General features: G+C 61.5%; 12 protein-coding genes. 9 read left to right on the top strand and 3 right to left on the bottom strand.

Translation table 11 applies throughout. The features are described 5' to 3' along the window. Positions 1 to 201 precede the first annotated feature (201 nt). Both QYH69_RS14440 and QYH69_RS14445 read left to right on the top strand, forming a co-directional pair. Positions 202 to 3,342 carry an ImcF-related family protein gene (locus tag QYH69_RS14440; RefSeq protein WP_308832542.1) on the top strand — a complete coding sequence of 1,047 codons (3,141 nt, stop codon included), beginning with the start codon at positions 202 to 204 and terminating at the stop codon, positions 3,340 to 3,342. A gap of 60 nt (positions 3,343 to 3,402) precedes the next feature. Then, entirely contained in the window at positions 3,403 to 4,326 is a 924-nt protein-coding gene (locus tag QYH69_RS14445; RefSeq protein ID WP_308832543.1) for a LysR family transcriptional regulator, read from the top strand. On the opposite strand, the gene QYH69_RS14450 is transcribed toward QYH69_RS14445, so the two are convergent. Together QYH69_RS14450 and QYH69_RS14455 are read right to left on the bottom strand one after the other, a co-directional pair. Next, positions 4,267 to 5,277 carry a bile acid:sodium symporter family protein gene (locus QYH69_RS14450; RefSeq protein WP_308832544.1) on the bottom strand — a complete coding sequence of 337 codons (1,011 nt, stop codon included), beginning with the start codon at positions 5,275 to 5,277 and terminating at the stop codon, positions 4,267 to 4,269. The genes QYH69_RS14445 and QYH69_RS14450 overlap by 60 nt on opposite strands. 249 nt (positions 5,278 to 5,526) lie before the next feature. Further along, positions 5,527 to 6,792, bottom strand: a complete 1,266-nt coding sequence (locus QYH69_RS14455; RefSeq protein ID WP_308832545.1) for an MFS transporter — start codon at positions 6,790 to 6,792, stop codon at positions 5,527 to 5,529. A gap of 103 nt (positions 6,793 to 6,895) precedes the next feature. On the opposite strand from QYH69_RS14455, the gene QYH69_RS14460 reads away from it, so the two are divergent. The 7 genes from QYH69_RS14460 (at position 6,896) to QYH69_RS14490 (ending at position 14,080) form a co-directional block, all read left to right on the top strand. Then, positions 6,896 to 7,786, top strand: a complete 891-nt coding sequence (locus tag QYH69_RS14460; protein WP_308832546.1) for a LysR substrate-binding domain-containing protein — start codon at positions 6,896 to 6,898, stop codon at positions 7,784 to 7,786. A gap of 90 nt (positions 7,787 to 7,876) precedes the next feature. Beyond that, positions 7,877 to 8,485, top strand: a complete 609-nt coding sequence (locus tag QYH69_RS14465; protein WP_308832547.1) for a uracil-DNA glycosylase family protein — start codon at positions 7,877 to 7,879, stop codon at positions 8,483 to 8,485. An 82-nt stretch (positions 8,486 to 8,567) separates the two neighbouring features. Continuing rightward, entirely contained in the window at positions 8,568 to 9,128 is a 561-nt protein-coding gene (locus QYH69_RS14470) for a class II glutamine amidotransferase (RefSeq protein ID WP_308832548.1), read from the top strand. A 37-nt stretch (positions 9,129 to 9,165) separates the two neighbouring features. Next, on the top strand, positions 9,166 to 10,437 hold the full coding sequence (gene cls, locus QYH69_RS14475; protein ID WP_308832549.1) for a cardiolipin synthase: 1,272 nt from the start codon (positions 9,166 to 9,168) through the stop codon (positions 10,435 to 10,437). Positions 10,438 to 10,646: 209 nt separating this feature from the next. Next, a complete protein-coding gene (locus QYH69_RS14480) occupies positions 10,647 to 12,338 on the top strand; it encodes a sulfatase-like hydrolase/transferase (protein WP_308832550.1) in 1,692 nt (563 codons plus the stop codon). A gap of 1 nt (position 12,339) precedes the next feature. Beyond that, the gene (locus QYH69_RS14485) at positions 12,340 to 12,843 is read left to right on the top strand and encodes a diacylglycerol kinase (RefSeq protein ID WP_374992414.1); all 504 of its coding nucleotides are present in this window, start codon (positions 12,340 to 12,342) and stop codon (positions 12,841 to 12,843) included. A 298-nt stretch (positions 12,844 to 13,141) separates the two neighbouring features. Further along, a complete protein-coding gene (locus QYH69_RS14490) occupies positions 13,142 to 14,080 on the top strand; it encodes a dihydrodipicolinate synthase family protein (protein WP_308832551.1) in 939 nt (312 codons plus the stop codon). Positions 14,081 to 14,102: 22 nt separating this feature from the next. Here QYH69_RS14490 and QYH69_RS14495 read toward each other — a convergent pair whose 3' ends face one another. Further along, complete coding sequence (locus tag QYH69_RS14495) at positions 14,103 to 15,329, bottom strand: L-lactate permease (RefSeq protein ID WP_308832552.1); 1,227 nt, start codon at positions 15,327 to 15,329, stop codon at positions 14,103 to 14,105. Positions 15,330 to 15,383 lie beyond the last annotated feature (54 nt).

Genomic DNA, 15,383 nt, shown 5'->3' on the forward strand with positions numbered 1-15,383 from the left:
GCATTGGCCATCGCCGCAGTGGCTTATTTTATCGCTTTGGCGTTCGGTGCGTACGACATGGCCGCGCGATTCGTTCTTCGCCAAACCGGCGATACACCGCATACCGCCCAGCCTCAAAGACGCGACCCCCGCCTCCAGCACCTCCACGACGAACTCCGCCACACCCACGGCATACGCTGGCGCTACCGCCTCTCATGGCTCATGCTCACCGGCAGCGACAAACAGATCGACGAAGTCGCGCCCGGTCTCAAACAGTCCGGCGCCATGCTGGTTGCCGGCACCGTGCTCCTTCACGCAGCACCCGACGACATCGATCCGGCCCACTGGCGCCGCCAGATCAAACGCCTTCGTCGCCGCCGTCCCATCGACGTCCTCGTGCACATCACGCGCCTCGGAAAAGACGAGCCGCGCGACGCCACAACGCCTCGCACGCTCGCAACGATCGCCGCCGATCTCGGCTGGGCGGCTCCGATCACGCTTTTGCATGCGGTCAAAGCCACAGGCACGCAGCCGACACAGTACGACCCGGTCGGCACATTCCGGCATGCCAGAACACGTCAAGCGATGCAGCGCGCCGCAGATGCGCTTTCAAACGATCTCGCCGACCTCGAAATCGAGGCCGCCCTGTCCGGCGTCCCGCTATGTTGTTCGCCTCAGCGCCTCTTCTATCTCGCGCAGGTGTCGCAATACATCACAGAACAACGCGAAAAGATCGTGGAAAACTGGCGCTCGCTCGTCTCGTCCGGGTGGTTGCGTGCGCCGCTCGCGGGCCTGATATTCGCGCCCGTCTTCGATAGCGGCGTGCACTCCGCCCCAATGCCAGTCGAAGTAGACCCCGGCACCGCAGTCGCGGCACGCAGCGAACCGCTCGCGCTCGAATCCACATGGCAAGAAATCAGCCTCCGCTTGCGTCATCGCAGCGGCCGGCGCATCGGATTTCACTGGCCTAACGCCTTGGCCGCGAGCGTCATGCTCGCATCGATCGCCTCGTGTATCGCGATGACCGTTTCATTTCTCTGCAACCGGCAATTGACTCGCGAAGCGCAAGCCGTAGCCAACGCCGCACTCGACGCATCGCCCGCCACACCTGCCGCGCTGCGCGCGCAACGGGCACTGCAACTGCAGATCGATACACTCGAATATCGTCGACAACACGGCGCGCCGTGGTATCTGCGCGCGGGCTTGAGCCGCAACGACGCATTGCTCGAAGCGCTGTGGCGCCCGTACGCGGCTGTCGCCGCACGCAACCTGCAGCAGCCTGTCGTCGCATCGCTAGAAGCCCGCCTCGACGATATGAACCGCACGCGGGCCGATGCACTGCAAACCGAGCGCGCGAGACAAAACGGCTACGACACGCTCAAGGCGTACCTGATGCTTTCGCATCCGCAGCGCGCCGATGCGACTTTTCTCGCGAAGATGCTGGTGTCGTCGTGGCCCTTGCCGGCCGGCATGTCCGTCGGCGAGCGCGACGACCTTGCAGAGCAGCTGGCGCGGTTCTACGCCGCGCATTTGAACGATCACCCTGAATGGCGCACCCATGCGCGCGATTCGCTCATCGCCAGGTCGCGCAACACCCTCATCAACCAGATCGGCCTCGCAAACGACGACGACACCGTGTACCGCTCCATTCTCGACGATGCAAACGGCAAGTATGCCGATGCCTCGCTTGCCACCCTGCTGAACGGCGCCGACGCACGCGGCCTTTTCTCGACCGCGCAAACGGTGTCCGGCATCTACACGCGTGCTGCGTGGGACGGCAAGATCGCCGACGCGATCGAGCAAGCGGCCAGTGAGCAACGCACGATCGGCGACTGGGTGCTGAGCGGCGACAGACCGGCACCATCCACGCAAGCAGCCGCGCTGCCGCCTCCAGCAACTGCATCGGCAACCGATAAGAAACGCGCCAGCGAAGCGCTCAAACAGCGCCTCACCGCACGCTACTTCGCCGACTACACCGCCGCATGGCAACGCATGCTCAACAGCATCCAGTGGCAACCAGCCGCGAACGTCAATGCCGCGATCGACCAGCTCACGCGACTGGCCGACGCACAAACGTCGCCGCTTATCGCGTTGATGAAGTCTGTCCAATATCAGGCGCAAGCGGGTCGCCCTTCCCAGGCGCTTGGCGATACCCTCGTGCGCAAGGCGCAAAGTCTGATCGGCAACGGCATCAACCCGCAAACATCCGGCGCAAACCCGCTCGACCGACCATTCGGCGCATTGCTCGCGTTGATGGGAGACAACGGTGCAAATACAGACGCAAACAATGGCGACCATGCGGGCGCCGCGCCAATCACAGCAGGCGGCGTGAGCCTCGCACACTACCTGACCGTCACCACGACCATGCGCCTGAAGCTCCAGCAGATTGCCGCGAGTCCCGATGCGCAGGCCATGGCCCGTTCGCTCGCGCAGGCCGTATTCCAAGGCAAATTTTCCGAACTCACCCAGGCGCGCGACGATGCGGCGCTAACCGCTGCGAGCCTCGGCACGCAGTGGTCCGGCTTCGGCGACGCACTCTTTGCCCGACCGCTCGACACCGCCTGGCAAACGATCCTGCAGCCGGCAGCAGCAAGTCTGAACGAGGCATGGCGCACAAGCATCGCCATGCCGTTCAAGACTTCATTCGACGGCCGCTATCCGTTCTTCGATACGAATGCCGATGCATCGTTTGCTGAACTGGGCCGCTATGTGCGCCCTGACACCGGACTGATCTCACGCTTTTTGACGACCGAACTGGCCGGCATGCTCAAACGTCAGGGCGACCAGTGGAGACCGGACGAACTCGCGCCACAGGCGCTGCGCTTCGATCTCGCGTTTCTCGCGGCGATCCGCCAGTTATCGGGTCTCGGCGCACTCGCCTACGCACAGGGGGACGCCGGTTATCACTTCGAGATCATGGCGCTGCCGACGGCTAGCGTGACGCGTACCGAATTGAGCGTCGACGGCAAGCCGATCGTCTACTTCAACCAGAAGGAATCGTGGACCGCTCTGACGTGGCCCGGCAACGGCCTGAATGGCCGCGCGGGTTTGATGTGGGAAATGGTCAACGCGGGATTGCGTCAGGCGTTCGACGCAACCGGCGACTGGGCTTTCCTGCGACTGCTCGCGCAGGCACAAATCAAACCGCTCGACAGCACGCGTTACGAGCTGACGTGGAACGAGCCGAATGCGGCGCCGCTGCGCTACGTGATGCGCACGCAGGTCGGCGCGGGACCGCTCGCGCTGCTCAAGCTGCGCGGCTTTCGAATGCCGGAGCGCATCTTTAGCGTCGGCAAGGACGTAGGCGCCCTGGCCGCAGCGGCACTCCCGCCGTTGCCGCCAATCGATTCGCCTTTTCAGTGAATAGATTCCGGCAGCCGCGAAAAGGTATGATCGAATCGATACCCACACATCGCCGCCGCCATGGAAGAAAGAATCGACGAGCAAGTGACCTTCCGCCGGCTTGAGGTTTTGCTCGCCTTCATGGAAGGCGGCAGCCTCGGAAAGGCAGCGGAACGGCTCGATACCAGCACCGTCAGCGTTCACCGCGCGTTGCACGCGCTGGAAAAGGGCGTGCGCTGCAAACTGTTTCTGCATCAAGGCAGACAACTGATTCCGACCGAGGCTGCGAGAACGCTGGCCGCCACCGCGCGCGAGGTTCTGTCGACCATCTCCAGCGGAATTCGCACGACGCGCGAGGTGGCTGGCTATGCGTCGTCCGTGATCCGGTTGGGCTCCCTTTACTCCCTGACGCTCGAGACCGTCCCGGCCATCATCGGCGAACTGAAAACACGCGAGATGGGCCTCGAGGTCGACCTCACGCTCGGCTCCAACACCGAACTGCTCGAGCGCTTGTCGAACGGCGCACTCGACGCCGCGCTGCTGGCCGTCTCCGACCTCGGTGCGGAGTTTCAGACCATTGAACTGTTCGAAGACGAAATCTTCTTCGCTGCGCCTGCGGGATCGAAGTACGACAAGCACGAGACGATCGATCTGCGCGCCTGTTCGCACGAACCGTTCGTCTCGCTACACGAAGGGTTCGCTACGTATCATGGATTTCAACACGCATTCCATCTCGCCGGAACAACGCCCACCGTTGCCATGACCGTCGGAGACGTATTCTCATTGACGAGTCTGGTGAGCGGCGGCGTCGGATATACGCTTTTGCCCGGACGAATTCGCGGCTTCCTGAAAGACCGGGTCCGCTTCATTCCTCTGGATTCACGTTTCCAGATGAAACAGCAAATCGGATTGACCTATTTAAGCGTTCGCGAACGCAACCCCGCGCTATTGAAGCTTGGCGTGGTTTGCAGGGCCATGGCGAAGCGGTTCAGTCTTCGTACGTGAACCCCAGCGTTGCGCCAGCACGGAACACGCCATCAACTGGATCTGATGAAACAGCATGACGGGCAGCACGATCAGTCCCGCATGCGCGCCAAACAGGATTTTCGCCATCGCAATACCGGATGCCATGCTTTTCTTGGAGCCGCAGAAGATGATCGTCACCCGGTCTTCATCCGAAAATCCCAACCACTTGCTCCCATAGGTCGTCAGTAGAAGAATGCTGGCAAGCAGAATCATATTGACGATAACGATGCCGACAAGCGAGCTTGCGGAAAGCTGATGCCAGATGCCGCCATTCACCGCTTCGCTGAAAGCGACATATACGATAAGGACGATCGATCCCTGGTCGGCGAAGCGAAGCAGTTCCTTGCGCGCGTCGACCCAGCGACCGATGACCGGGCGCAACAGCTGGCCGGCAATAAACGGGACGAAAAGCTGAAGAACGATGTCGCCCACCGAGCTGAATGCCGAACCGCCGCCGCTTGCGTGGTTGGTCACAACCAGGCTAACGAGAGCGGGCGTCAGGAAGATGCCGAGCAGGCTCGACGCGGAGGCACTGCAAACAGCCGCCGAAACGTTTCCGTTTGCCATCGACGTGAACGCAATCGAAGATTGCACGGTGGACGGCAGCGTGCACAGAAACAGCACGCCCAGATACAACCACGGCTTGACGAACACACCGAGCACCGGGTGCAACACGACGCCGAGCAGCGGAAAAAGCACAAAAGTGCTGCAAAACACCGCCGCATGAAGCTTCCAGTTCGACGCCCCGGCGACGATCGCCTCCCGGGAAAGCTTCGCTCCGTGAAGAAAGAACAGCAGGGCAATCGCCGCGTCGGTCAGCCAGTTGAAAGCCGTAGCCGCGGAGCCTCGACATGGAAGCAGCGTGGCGAAGACGACGGTACATACGAGCGCCAGCGTAAATTTGTCCGGTATCAGCTTGTGCAGCGACATTTCCTTTCCTTTCAGAATTCAGAACAGTGGTTACCTGGCTCTGCACCCCGTTCTCTTCCGTAGGAAATCGACGTCGCTTACGAGCTCATGTATGTCATGCACGATAAGTCGCCGTAAAAAAGCGATCAATCAACCGGATGGCGAATGTTTACGCCAAGCGTAACGATTGGGGACGAGGCGCGGCTGACCTCACGGGGCTAAGGCTCGGAACCCGTAGGTTCGGAACGCGCCGGGAAGGGACGCGTTGACTCACGCGCTCCTGCCGGTTGCGCGCAACCAGAGCGAGACAAGGATCGCGACGAGCAGGAGCGAACCCGTCATCCACGTCATGCCGGACCATCCGCCCAGGTTCCAGAACACGCCGCCCAGCGAGCCCACCACGCACGACCCCGCGTAATACGCAAACAGGTACAGCGATGAAGCTTGCGCCTTGCCGGTTCGCGCGCGAGCGCTGACCGACGCGCTCGCGACCGAATGCGAGCCGAAAAAGCCAACGGTCAATATTGCAATGCCGGTCACGATGAGGGGCAATGAATCGGCACGCGTAAGCAAAGTGCCGAGCAGCATGAGCCCGAGCGCAACCGGCAATAGCGTTCGACGGCCGAGCCATCCCGACAGACTGCCGATCCACGCCGAACTGACGATACCGCACAGATAGACGGCGAAAATCAGGCCGATTTTTGTCTGGCTCAGCGAGAACGGCGGCGCGACGAGCCGGTAGCCAATGTAGTTGTAGACGGCCACGAAGCCGCCCGCCAGCATGAATCCGCTTGCAAATAGCCATGGCAGCGTGCGGTCCCGCAACTGCAGCGCATACGTCTTCGCGAGCAAGCCAAGATGCAATGGACGACGTACGAAGTGCCGCGACGCCGGCAGATAGCGCCACATGACAAGCGCGCACAGCATCGCGAGAACGGCCATCGTCATCACGGCCGCGCGCCAGCCCCACAGGTCCGTCACGACGCCCGTCAGCAGACGGCCCGACATTCCGCCCAAACCGGTGCCGCCGACGTATAGCCCCATCGCGATGCCGAGCGAACGCGGATGCATCTCTTCGCCGACATAGGCCATTGCGACAGCGGGCAAACCGCTCAGCGCCACGCCCATCAGCGCGCGCGTCGCGAGAAACGCCGGCCAGTGCGGCAAGACCGCACTGAGCATGCCCAGCACAGCAGACAGCAGCAACGCGCCGACCATCATCGGTTTGCGGCCCCACGCTTCGGAGAGTCCGCCGGCTACGAGTAGCGAGACCGCAAGCAGGCCGGTCGTCAACGACAGCGCAAGACTGGCGCCTGCGGCATCCACATGAAAACTTTGGGAAAAAAGCGGCATGAGCGGCTGCACGCAGTAAAGCAGCGCAAACGTCGCAAAGCCCGCTGCAAATAGCGCACAGTTCGTGCGAATGAAGGCGGGTGTCCCGAATTCGATCTTGTCGATCGCCACATCGGGTGCGGGCGGCGCCTTTGCCGCGGGCGCGACTTCCTGTTCCAACGTGTCGGCGTCCTGTCCTGCCATGATCCATTCCCAGTCGAAAATCGTTCGTATGGTTCAAATGATCCAACCGCGAAGCATCGCCGTCCAATATCGTTTGCGCCGTAATTGATACATAATCCATATCATGGACCTGCGTCGCATCCGCTACTTCGTCGTGCTGGCCGAAACCCTGCATTTCGGCCGTGCCGCGTTGTCGCTGAACATTGCGCAGCCGCCGCTGAGCCAGCAGATCCGCGTGCTCGAACAGGAACTGGGCGCGCGGCTATTCGAGCGCAGCAACCGGCGCGTGGAGCTGACACCCGCCGGCAAGGCGCTACTGCCCGAGGCGCGCGCGTTACTCGCTCAAGCGGACCGCACGTCGACCGTGGCGGCCCGCGCGCAGCGCGGCGAAATTGGCGAGCTGCGAGTCGGATTGACCGGCTCGGCCATCTTCACCGTCGTGATTCCGCGACTGATCCTCACGTACCGCCAGCGTTTTCCCGGCGTGCGTCTGCGCATCGACGAACTGACGACCCAGGAGCAACTGAACGCGCTGCTTCAACAGCAACTCGACGTAGCCATCGTGCGTAGCGTGTCGACCCCCGACCTCCCTCCTACGCTGCGCGCGACGCGTCTGCTCGAAGACTCGCTAGTCGTGGCATTGCCTGCCCAGCATCGCCTTGCCGGCGTCTCGAGGCCGCTGCCGATCGGAGCGCTGGCAGACGAGGCGTTCGTCATGTACCCGCGCGATAGCGGGACCGGCGTATATGACCAGATCATCATGCTGTGCAGGCAGGCGGGGTTTGCCCCGACCATCGCACAAGAAGCGCATGCAATGGCGACGATAGTCGGACTCGTCGCGGCAGGGCTCGGTGTCGCGGTCGTGCCTGACTCGCTGCGGAGCATCGGCGCGAACGGCGTGGTGTACAGGCCGCTTAAGGAGAAAGGCGCGCGATCGGCCATGTGGCTGGTATTGCAGACCCGTCAGCCTTCGCCGCAGGCGGCTTCATTTGCAGCGGTGTCAAAAATGGTATGAGCAAGCGCCATGCATCAGCCGCAGTGACGAGATGAAGCTTTTGCGAGGTGATCGCCGGGCTCTGCATGATGTCGGCATACTTCGTCGATAATGCGGGTTATGAAGCAATCTCCACTGAATGTCCTGTTGCGCGACATCCGCGCCTGCACGATTTGCGCGCCTGTGCTGCCGCACGCTCCCCGCCCGGTACTCGCCGCATCCGAACGTTCCCGAATTCTGATCATCGGCCAGGCGCCCGGCGCGCGCGTGCACGCATCGGGCGTTCCCTGGAGCGATGCAAGCGGCGCTCGGCTGCGCACGTGGCTCGGCGTCGACGACGCGACGTTCTACGACGATACGAAATTCGCACTCGTGCCGATGGGGTTCTGTTTTCCGGGCCGCGGCGCAAGCGGCGACCTTCCGCCACGGCCCGAGTGCGCCGCACGCTGGCACAACGTTCTGCTGGCGCAGATCCGCTCGGTTCGGCTCACGATACTGATCGGCCAATACGCGCTGCGCTTCGGACTCGGCAATGCATCCGGTACGACATTGACCGAAACACTGCTGCGATGGCGCGATTTCAGTCCCAAGGTAATTCCGTTGCCGCATCCGTCTCCGCGCAATATCGCCTGGTTCAAGCACAATCCGTGGTTTGAGGCAGAAGTGTTGCCGACGCTTCGGGAGCGGGTCGCACTCGCGTTGTCTGGTTCTGCCTCGTAACGCGCTGCGCCGCGCGAGAGGCGCAATCGCGGTAAGGTGTCGTCAGCCGACCAGGCAATCGCATTTTTCCGGGAGATCGATCATGTGCCGCTGGCTCGCCTACACGGGAAATCCGATTCAGCTCGAGACTGTCATTTTTCGTTCGACGCATTCGCTGATCGATCAAAGCCTGCACTCGCGCATGGGTGCCACGACGACCAACGGCGATGGCTTCGGCATCGGCTGGTATGGCCGGCCTCACGAGGCTCCGTTCCGTTACCGCAGCGTTCGCCCGGCATGGAACGACCATAATCTGCGCGAGGCTGCGCGAGCCATTCATGCCCCTTTGTTTGTCGCGCATATCCGCGCGGCAACCGAAGCGCCGGTGCAGGAATCGAACTGTCATCCGTTTCGCCACAACCAGTGGCTGTTCGTGCACAACGGACTGATCCGGCATTTTCATGTGCTGCGTCGCGACCTGATGATGAGGATCGACCCCGCGCTATTCAGATCGGTCGAGGGATCGACTGATTCGGAAGTCATGTTCTATCGTCGCGCGCCGCGGCGACATCCGGCAGCAGCCCTTCGTGCCGCGTTTGCAAGCCTGATGGCCGCCCTGCCTGACGGCAAGGATCCATGGGACAAGACGGCCGTCGTACACTAGCGGCTCCGGACGAATGTTCGCTACGCGAGGCACGCGCATGCCGACGATTGCCCTGATTGTCCTGACTGTAGTGGTAACGCTCGTCGTCGTACTGATCATCGCGAATCTGTCGAGCGGCGAAAAGAAGATCGAGCACAAGATCGAACGGCTGTACCCCAGCGAAGACCCGCAATTCATGCGCTCGATGGGCCTGCTGCTCGGGCCTCCTGTCGTCGGGGGCAATCGCTTCGAGGTACTCGTGAACGGCGACGAGATCTTTCCGTCGATGCTGGAAGGCATTCGTGCCGCACGTCACACGATCACCTTCGAGACCTTCATTTACTGGTCCGGCGCGGTCGGCGAGGAAATCGCGCGGGCGCTGGCCGACAAGGCGCGCGCGGGCATCGCGGTGCATGTACTGCTCGACTGGGTCGGCTCGTCGAAAATGGACCGACGCTATCTGCGGATGCTGCGCGAAGCGGGCGCGGAAGTCATCCAGTATCACAAGCCGCATTGGACGGGCCTCGGCCGCATGAACGACCGCACGCACCGCAAGCTGCTCGTGATCGACGGTCGCATCGGCTTCACGGGCGGCGTCGGTATCGCTGACGAATGGACCGGGCACGCACAGGACGAGAAGCACTGGCGCGATACGCACTTCCGCGTCGAAGGCCCAGCCGTCGGCCAGATGCAGGCAGTCTTCATGGACAACTGGGTCAAGGCAACCGGGAACGTGCTGCACGGCCCGCACTACTTCCCGGAAATCGACGCGGCAGGCGACGGCCTTGCACATATGTTCAGCAGCTCGCCGTCGGGCGGCAGCGACGACATGCAGCTCATGTACCTCATGGCGATCACCGCCGCGACGCATTCCATCCATCTGTCGAGCGCGTACTTCGTGCCGGACAAGCTGACCATCAACGCAATCGTCGAGGCGGCGAAGCGCGGCGTGAAGGTGCGCATCATCACGCCAGGCAAGCGCATCGACACCCATACGGTGCGCGAGGCGTCGCGCGCGTGCTGGGGCGACCTGCTCGCGGCAGGCGTCGAGATGCACGAGTATCAGCCGACGATGTTCCACTGCAAGCTGATCGTTGTCGACGAGTATATGGTATCGGTTGGCTCCACTAACTTCGATAGCCGCTCTTTCAAGCTCAACGACGAGGCTAATCTCAACATCTACGACCGCGATTTCGCGCAGCAGCAAACCGCGATTTTCGACGAGGACGTCGCCCACGCAAAACGCATCACACTTGACGACTGGCGCCGTCGCCCATTCACCGAAAAACTGCTGGAACGCGTTGCCGCACTGCTCGATCCGCAACTCTAGCGAGGCCATCACACGATTGACACACTTTTGTGCGCCATCGCGCAGAAGCAGGCCTTTTACGATTTACATTATCCGCGCCGTCGCCTTTCATTCACCTCTGCGACCCGCACATTCCGGTTCTCATGGTCGCGCTTCATCCGCTGCTTATAACGCGACCGGGAAGGCTATGCCTCCCCGGGGAAACTCGTCATCGAGAGCGAGAAGGGTCCATGAGAATTAAACCTGCTTTCCTGGTAAAGACCGGGCTACTGGTCGTGGTAATCAATGCCACGAACCATGGCGCATTAAGTCGCGTGCATTTTCTGCTCGTCGATAAGCGCCTGATAACGCTTGTGATATTCGGCGCGATCTGGATTCTTTCTCTAGCCGCTATTCTGGCAGCCGCTTTTCATCCCTCTCCTGGCGTGCGCCTGTTCTGGGCAGTTCCGCTCAGCATCGCGGGGACGGCGGCATTTGCCTACTATGCGGTTCAGCAGTCGGAATTCTTCATATTCGACGTGCTGAATTTCTGGTCCGCTCGCCATGACGTGAATCGGGCGCTGGATTTCTATTCCGGCGCAATCGCGCCGTCGCTAACCGTCTTATGCGCAAGCTTCGTCGCGTTCGCCATGCCAACAGGCTTGTCTACCGAAGTTCGTCGCCCGATGCGATTTGCGCTTTCCATGGCCCCGGTTCTGCCCATCGGGATCGTGATCCTCGTCGTGCTCTATCGGGACGGTAAAGGATCGGATGCCATGCCCAAGCAGTTTGCGCCACTCTCGCTCTCTGCCCTGGCCGCCTACAAGATCGATACCGGCAGATTCCCCGATCGCCATCAGGTGCAATTCGAGCCTGGCGCCCCACTGGTGCGCGCACTGGTTCTGATGGTCGACGAAAGCGTGCGTGCCGACCATGTGAGCCTCGAGCCGGGCAATCCGTACACGCCGGAATGGGCCTCGGCAAGCGGGCCCTGGATCGACTTCGGTCCTGCGGTGTCGGGAAGCAATTGTTCCAACAATTCGAACGCATTGCTGCGCTTTATGGCCAGCCCACGCAATCTCACGACCAGCATCACAACCAATCCGACCGTCTGGCAGTACGCGAAAGCGGCAGGATTCCGCACCGTCTATATCGATGCGCAGGCTGGCTTCATCAGCGCCTATGGCAAGCTGCAAAACTATATGACTCCCTCGGAGACGAACTCGATCGACCGTCTCTACAAACTGGACACGAGCGTCCCCACGTATCAGCTCGACGACGAACTGATCCGTATTACCCTGTCCGAACTCGGCCGCGGCGATCGCGTGTTCATTTACGCGAACAAGAATGGCGCCCATTTCCCTTACGTGAACGACGCTCCCGGCAACCAGAAGCCTCCTGTGTCCATCGACGGCAACTACGTGGGCAACGATCCCGCAACGCTTGCAACGTATGCCAGGGCCGTCCGTTGGTCGACGGACCGGACAATGGCTCAACTGACACGCGAGGCGAACTGGGATGGCATGACGATGATCTACACGTCCGACCATGGTCAGAACTTCCGTCCGGGACACCTGACCCATTGCAGTTCCGCCAGCAATGTCGATGCTCAGGAAGGTATCGTGCCGTTGCTGGTCGCCACCGGGGACCAGAGACTGAGGCAGCGCTTCGCCGACGTGTCGCGGCGTTTTCCGGGCCGCGCATCTCATTTCGCCATTGCACCGACGCTGCTCGAACTGATGGGCTATACGCCATCCGATATCGCCGCAACCTACGACGAATCGCTTCTGCGCGATCTCGATACCAAACCACGCTTCGTCTCGGACGACCTGTTCGGCGTATTCAGCTCGCAAGCCAGCTGGCACGACGTCGACCCCTTCGTGCAGCGGCCGCGAATGGAAACCGCCGGGCAACATTCCGTTCAGGCTCAGGTCAATTATTAATTTGCATCCCTACGTTGTTCATTATTCCCTCAACCCACGATATGCAGCTATGCAGCCAGACGTCCCGCCCGAACCGCTTTCCCCGGACGATCCGCTCTCGCCGTTATCGTTCAATCCGTACAAAGGCAGCCGGGGTCTTATGCGCGGCTGGCGCGCGGCGAAGCACTCGGTAGCCGGCTTGTGCGTCGCGATCCGCGAAGAGAGCGCATTTCGCCAGGAACTCGTGCTGGCCGCGATACTCATACCGTGCGCCCTCGCCGTGCCCGTCGATGCGGCCTCGCGCGTGCTGTTGCTCGCTTCCGTGCTGCTCGTGCTGATCGTCGAACTGCTCAATTCGAGCCTTGAAGCGGCGATCGACCGCATCTCCCTCGAACGTCATGAACTATCGCGCCGCGCGAAAGATCTGGGCAGCGCGGCTGTGATGGCGGCACTTGGCCTTTGCTTGATGACGTGGGGGATTATCGCGGGGCCATTCGTCATGCGCTGGTTGCGTGCGCTGTTTTAGCGCAAACCGGGAGGGATCCAAAAATCCACATATGCATCGAATTTTTCGATGCTCAGACAAGAAACTATCCGTTTTATATCGGACTTGCCGTTGCCTATACTAATCGGCCAACGTCGCATTCCGCTGCGGACATCTCCGGGCGCCCGAGCAGAAGTCCTGCCGCTGCAGTGGGATCTGTCGTCCTGGCATCGTTGAAAGGCGGATCGAGGCGTCCGCCGCGATCGCGAACACGCGAGCGTCTCGCGGCGTCGAATACTGCCATCATCGCCAGGCCGAACCCAACGAGGAGCACGACTTCATGAGCAACCTGTTGAATGCCACTGCCAAAGGCGTTTTCCTGATCGCAGTGACGCCGTTCACCGAAACCGGCGATCTCGATCTCGAGAGTACCGACCGCATGGTGGATTTCTATCTGGAGCGCGGCGCGACCGGCCTGACGATTCTCGGCATCCTCGGTGAAGCGACCAAGCTGACGGCCGACGAGTCGCGTACGTTCGTCAAGCGTGTACTCGCGCGCGTGGCCGAGCGCGTGCCGGTGGTAGTCGGCGCATCGGCAGCGGGTTTCGCGCCCATGCGCGAACTGGCCGTGAGCGTGATGGACATGGGCGCCTCCGGCGTCATGGTCGCACCGTCTCCGACGCTGCGCACCGACGACCAGATCGTCGCCTACTTCGACATGGTCAACGAGACCCTGGGAGGCGGTTGCCCGTGGGTTCTGCAAGACCACCCGGTTTCGACGGGCGTGCAGATGTCCACGCCGGTGGTGCTGCGGATCCTCAAGAACTTGCCGGGCTGCGTGATGCTCAAGCATGAAGATTGTCCCGGCCTCGCGAAGCTGTCGGCCATCCGCGCCGCGAGCGACAAGGGCGAACTCAAGCGCGTTTCGATCCTGACCGGCAACGGCGGCGGTCTCTTTCTGCCGGAAGAGCTGACGCGCGGCGCCGACGGTGCGATGACAGGTTTCGCCTACCCCGAAATGATGGTCGACGTGTGCCGAGCCCATGCGAACGGCGACATCGAACGCGCGCACGATCTGTTCGATGCATATCTGCCGCTCGCGCGCTATGAGCAACAGCCGGGCATTGGCCTCGCGGTGCGCAAGCACATCATGGCGCAGCGCGGCGTGATTGCTTCGGCGGCGCTGCGCAAACCGGGCCCCCGGCTTTCGGCAGCCGATATCGGCGACATCGAGCGTCTTGTCAGGCGCCAGACGAAGCGGCTCGATGAGCTTCGATAGGGCCGTACGGCCCTTCTCCTGCCTATGGAATCATTGAGGGAAACACATACGCCTGCAGCATGGCGATGATCCCGATCACCGCTGCGCCCGCAATCGAATGGAAAAATACCGTCCTGAAGATCGGGCCTAACGCGAACGACCGCTCCTTCGGATCGTCGTAGCAGGCCGCGCAGGCCACCATGATCGACTGCGCGTCGATCATCTTCCCCATCACCCCGCCCGTGGAATTCGTCGCGACGATCAGTGTCGGATTCAGGTTCAGCTGCTGCGCCGTAATCCGCTGCAGGCTGCCGAACAGCGCATTGGACGCCGTATCGGAGCCGGTGAGGAATACGCCGAGCCAGCCGAGGTAGGCAGCGAAAAACGGATAAAGAAAGCCGGCATGCGTGAACGCAAGACCGAGCACCGCATCCGTGCCCGAATAGCGCGTCAGAAATCCAAGGCCCAGAACCTGACCGATCACCAGCACCGGAATCTTCATCCGCCGCATGGTCTGGATGAACGCTTCCTTCCATTGCGCCGCATTCAACTTAAGAACAAGACCGGCAAGCAAGGCCGCGACGAACACGCCCGTCCCTGCGGTCGATAACCAGTTGATCGTGAATTTGGCCGCTTCAGCTTTCGCATTGACGGGCGCAACCGGCGGCATGCGTTGAACGAGGTTGTGCAGCGCAGGCATGTCCCACACAGGCAGCGACAGCGAACCGGCAAACGGCGAGCCGAGCAATGTCGTCGAAAACGTCACGCCTGAGAACAGACCGTTGAGCAGCTTCTTGAACTCCGGCACACCCCACAATGCGCAACACGCAATCAGAATCACCCACGGCATCCACGCATGAATCGTCTCGCGCGTCGTGTACCGGTACTTCCATCCGTTCGAGTCCGCCGTGACGGTTTCCGGGTTTTGACCCGCGCGCTCGAGCGCCTCGCGCTCGGAGCGCAGCAGAAACCGCGTCTTTGGATGCCAGACGAAGCGCAGAAACAGCGCCGTGCAGATCACCGAAAATACACCTGACACCACATCGGTCATCAAATGCAGCGCGCTGCTGCCCGATGCAAAAAACTGCATCGCCGCGAACGTCAAACCCGCGCACAACATTGCCGGCCAGACTTCGAACACCTGCTTCCAGGTGCCGCCTTCCATTTTGACGAACGTCGCGACCAGCCAGAACGGCACGAGTACCGACACAAACGGCAACTGCCGCCCCGCCATTGCCGACAGGGTCACCTGAAGTCGGATCGTAGCCATGTCGTTCTGTGAGCCAAGGAGTTGGTAGAATGTTTTGTCTTCCTAAGACCGCTT

The sequence above is a fragment of the Paraburkholderia sp. SARCC-3016 genome (assembly GCF_031119615.1).
GTDB lineage: Bacteria > Pseudomonadota > Gammaproteobacteria > Burkholderiales > Burkholderiaceae > Paraburkholderia.

What these genes read in the sequence shown, in the direction of transcription:
- QYH69_RS14455 (WP_308832545.1), bottom strand. Translation starts at nt 6,792, where the DNA reads ATGGCAGGACAGGACGCCGACACGTTGGAACAGGAAGTCGCGCCCGCG.
- QYH69_RS14490 (WP_308832551.1), top strand. Translation starts at nt 13,142, where the DNA reads ATGAGCAACCTGTTGAATGCCACTGCCAAAGGCGTTTTCCTGATCGCA.
- QYH69_RS14460 (WP_308832546.1), top strand. Translation starts at nt 6,896, where the DNA reads ATGGACCTGCGTCGCATCCGCTACTTCGTCGTGCTGGCCGAAACCCTG.
- QYH69_RS14450 (WP_308832544.1), bottom strand. Translation starts at nt 5,277, where the DNA reads ATGTCGCTGCACAAGCTGATACCGGACAAATTTACGCTGGCGCTCGTA.
- QYH69_RS14440 (WP_308832542.1), top strand. Translation starts at nt 202, where the DNA reads ATGCTCACCGGCAGCGACAAACAGATCGACGAAGTCGCGCCCGGTCTC.
- QYH69_RS14480 (WP_308832550.1), top strand. Translation starts at nt 10,647, where the DNA reads ATGAGAATTAAACCTGCTTTCCTGGTAAAGACCGGGCTACTGGTCGTG.
- QYH69_RS14495 (WP_308832552.1), bottom strand. Translation starts at nt 15,329, where the DNA reads ATGGCTACGATCCGACTTCAGGTGACCCTGTCGGCAATGGCGGGGCGG.
- QYH69_RS14470 (WP_308832548.1), top strand. Translation starts at nt 8,568, where the DNA reads ATGTGCCGCTGGCTCGCCTACACGGGAAATCCGATTCAGCTCGAGACT.
- QYH69_RS14465 (WP_308832547.1), top strand. Translation starts at nt 7,877, where the DNA reads ATGCGGGTTATGAAGCAATCTCCACTGAATGTCCTGTTGCGCGACATC.
- QYH69_RS14445 (WP_308832543.1), top strand. Translation starts at nt 3,403, where the DNA reads ATGGAAGAAAGAATCGACGAGCAAGTGACCTTCCGCCGGCTTGAGGTT.
- cls (WP_308832549.1), top strand. Translation starts at nt 9,166, where the DNA reads ATGCCGACGATTGCCCTGATTGTCCTGACTGTAGTGGTAACGCTCGTC.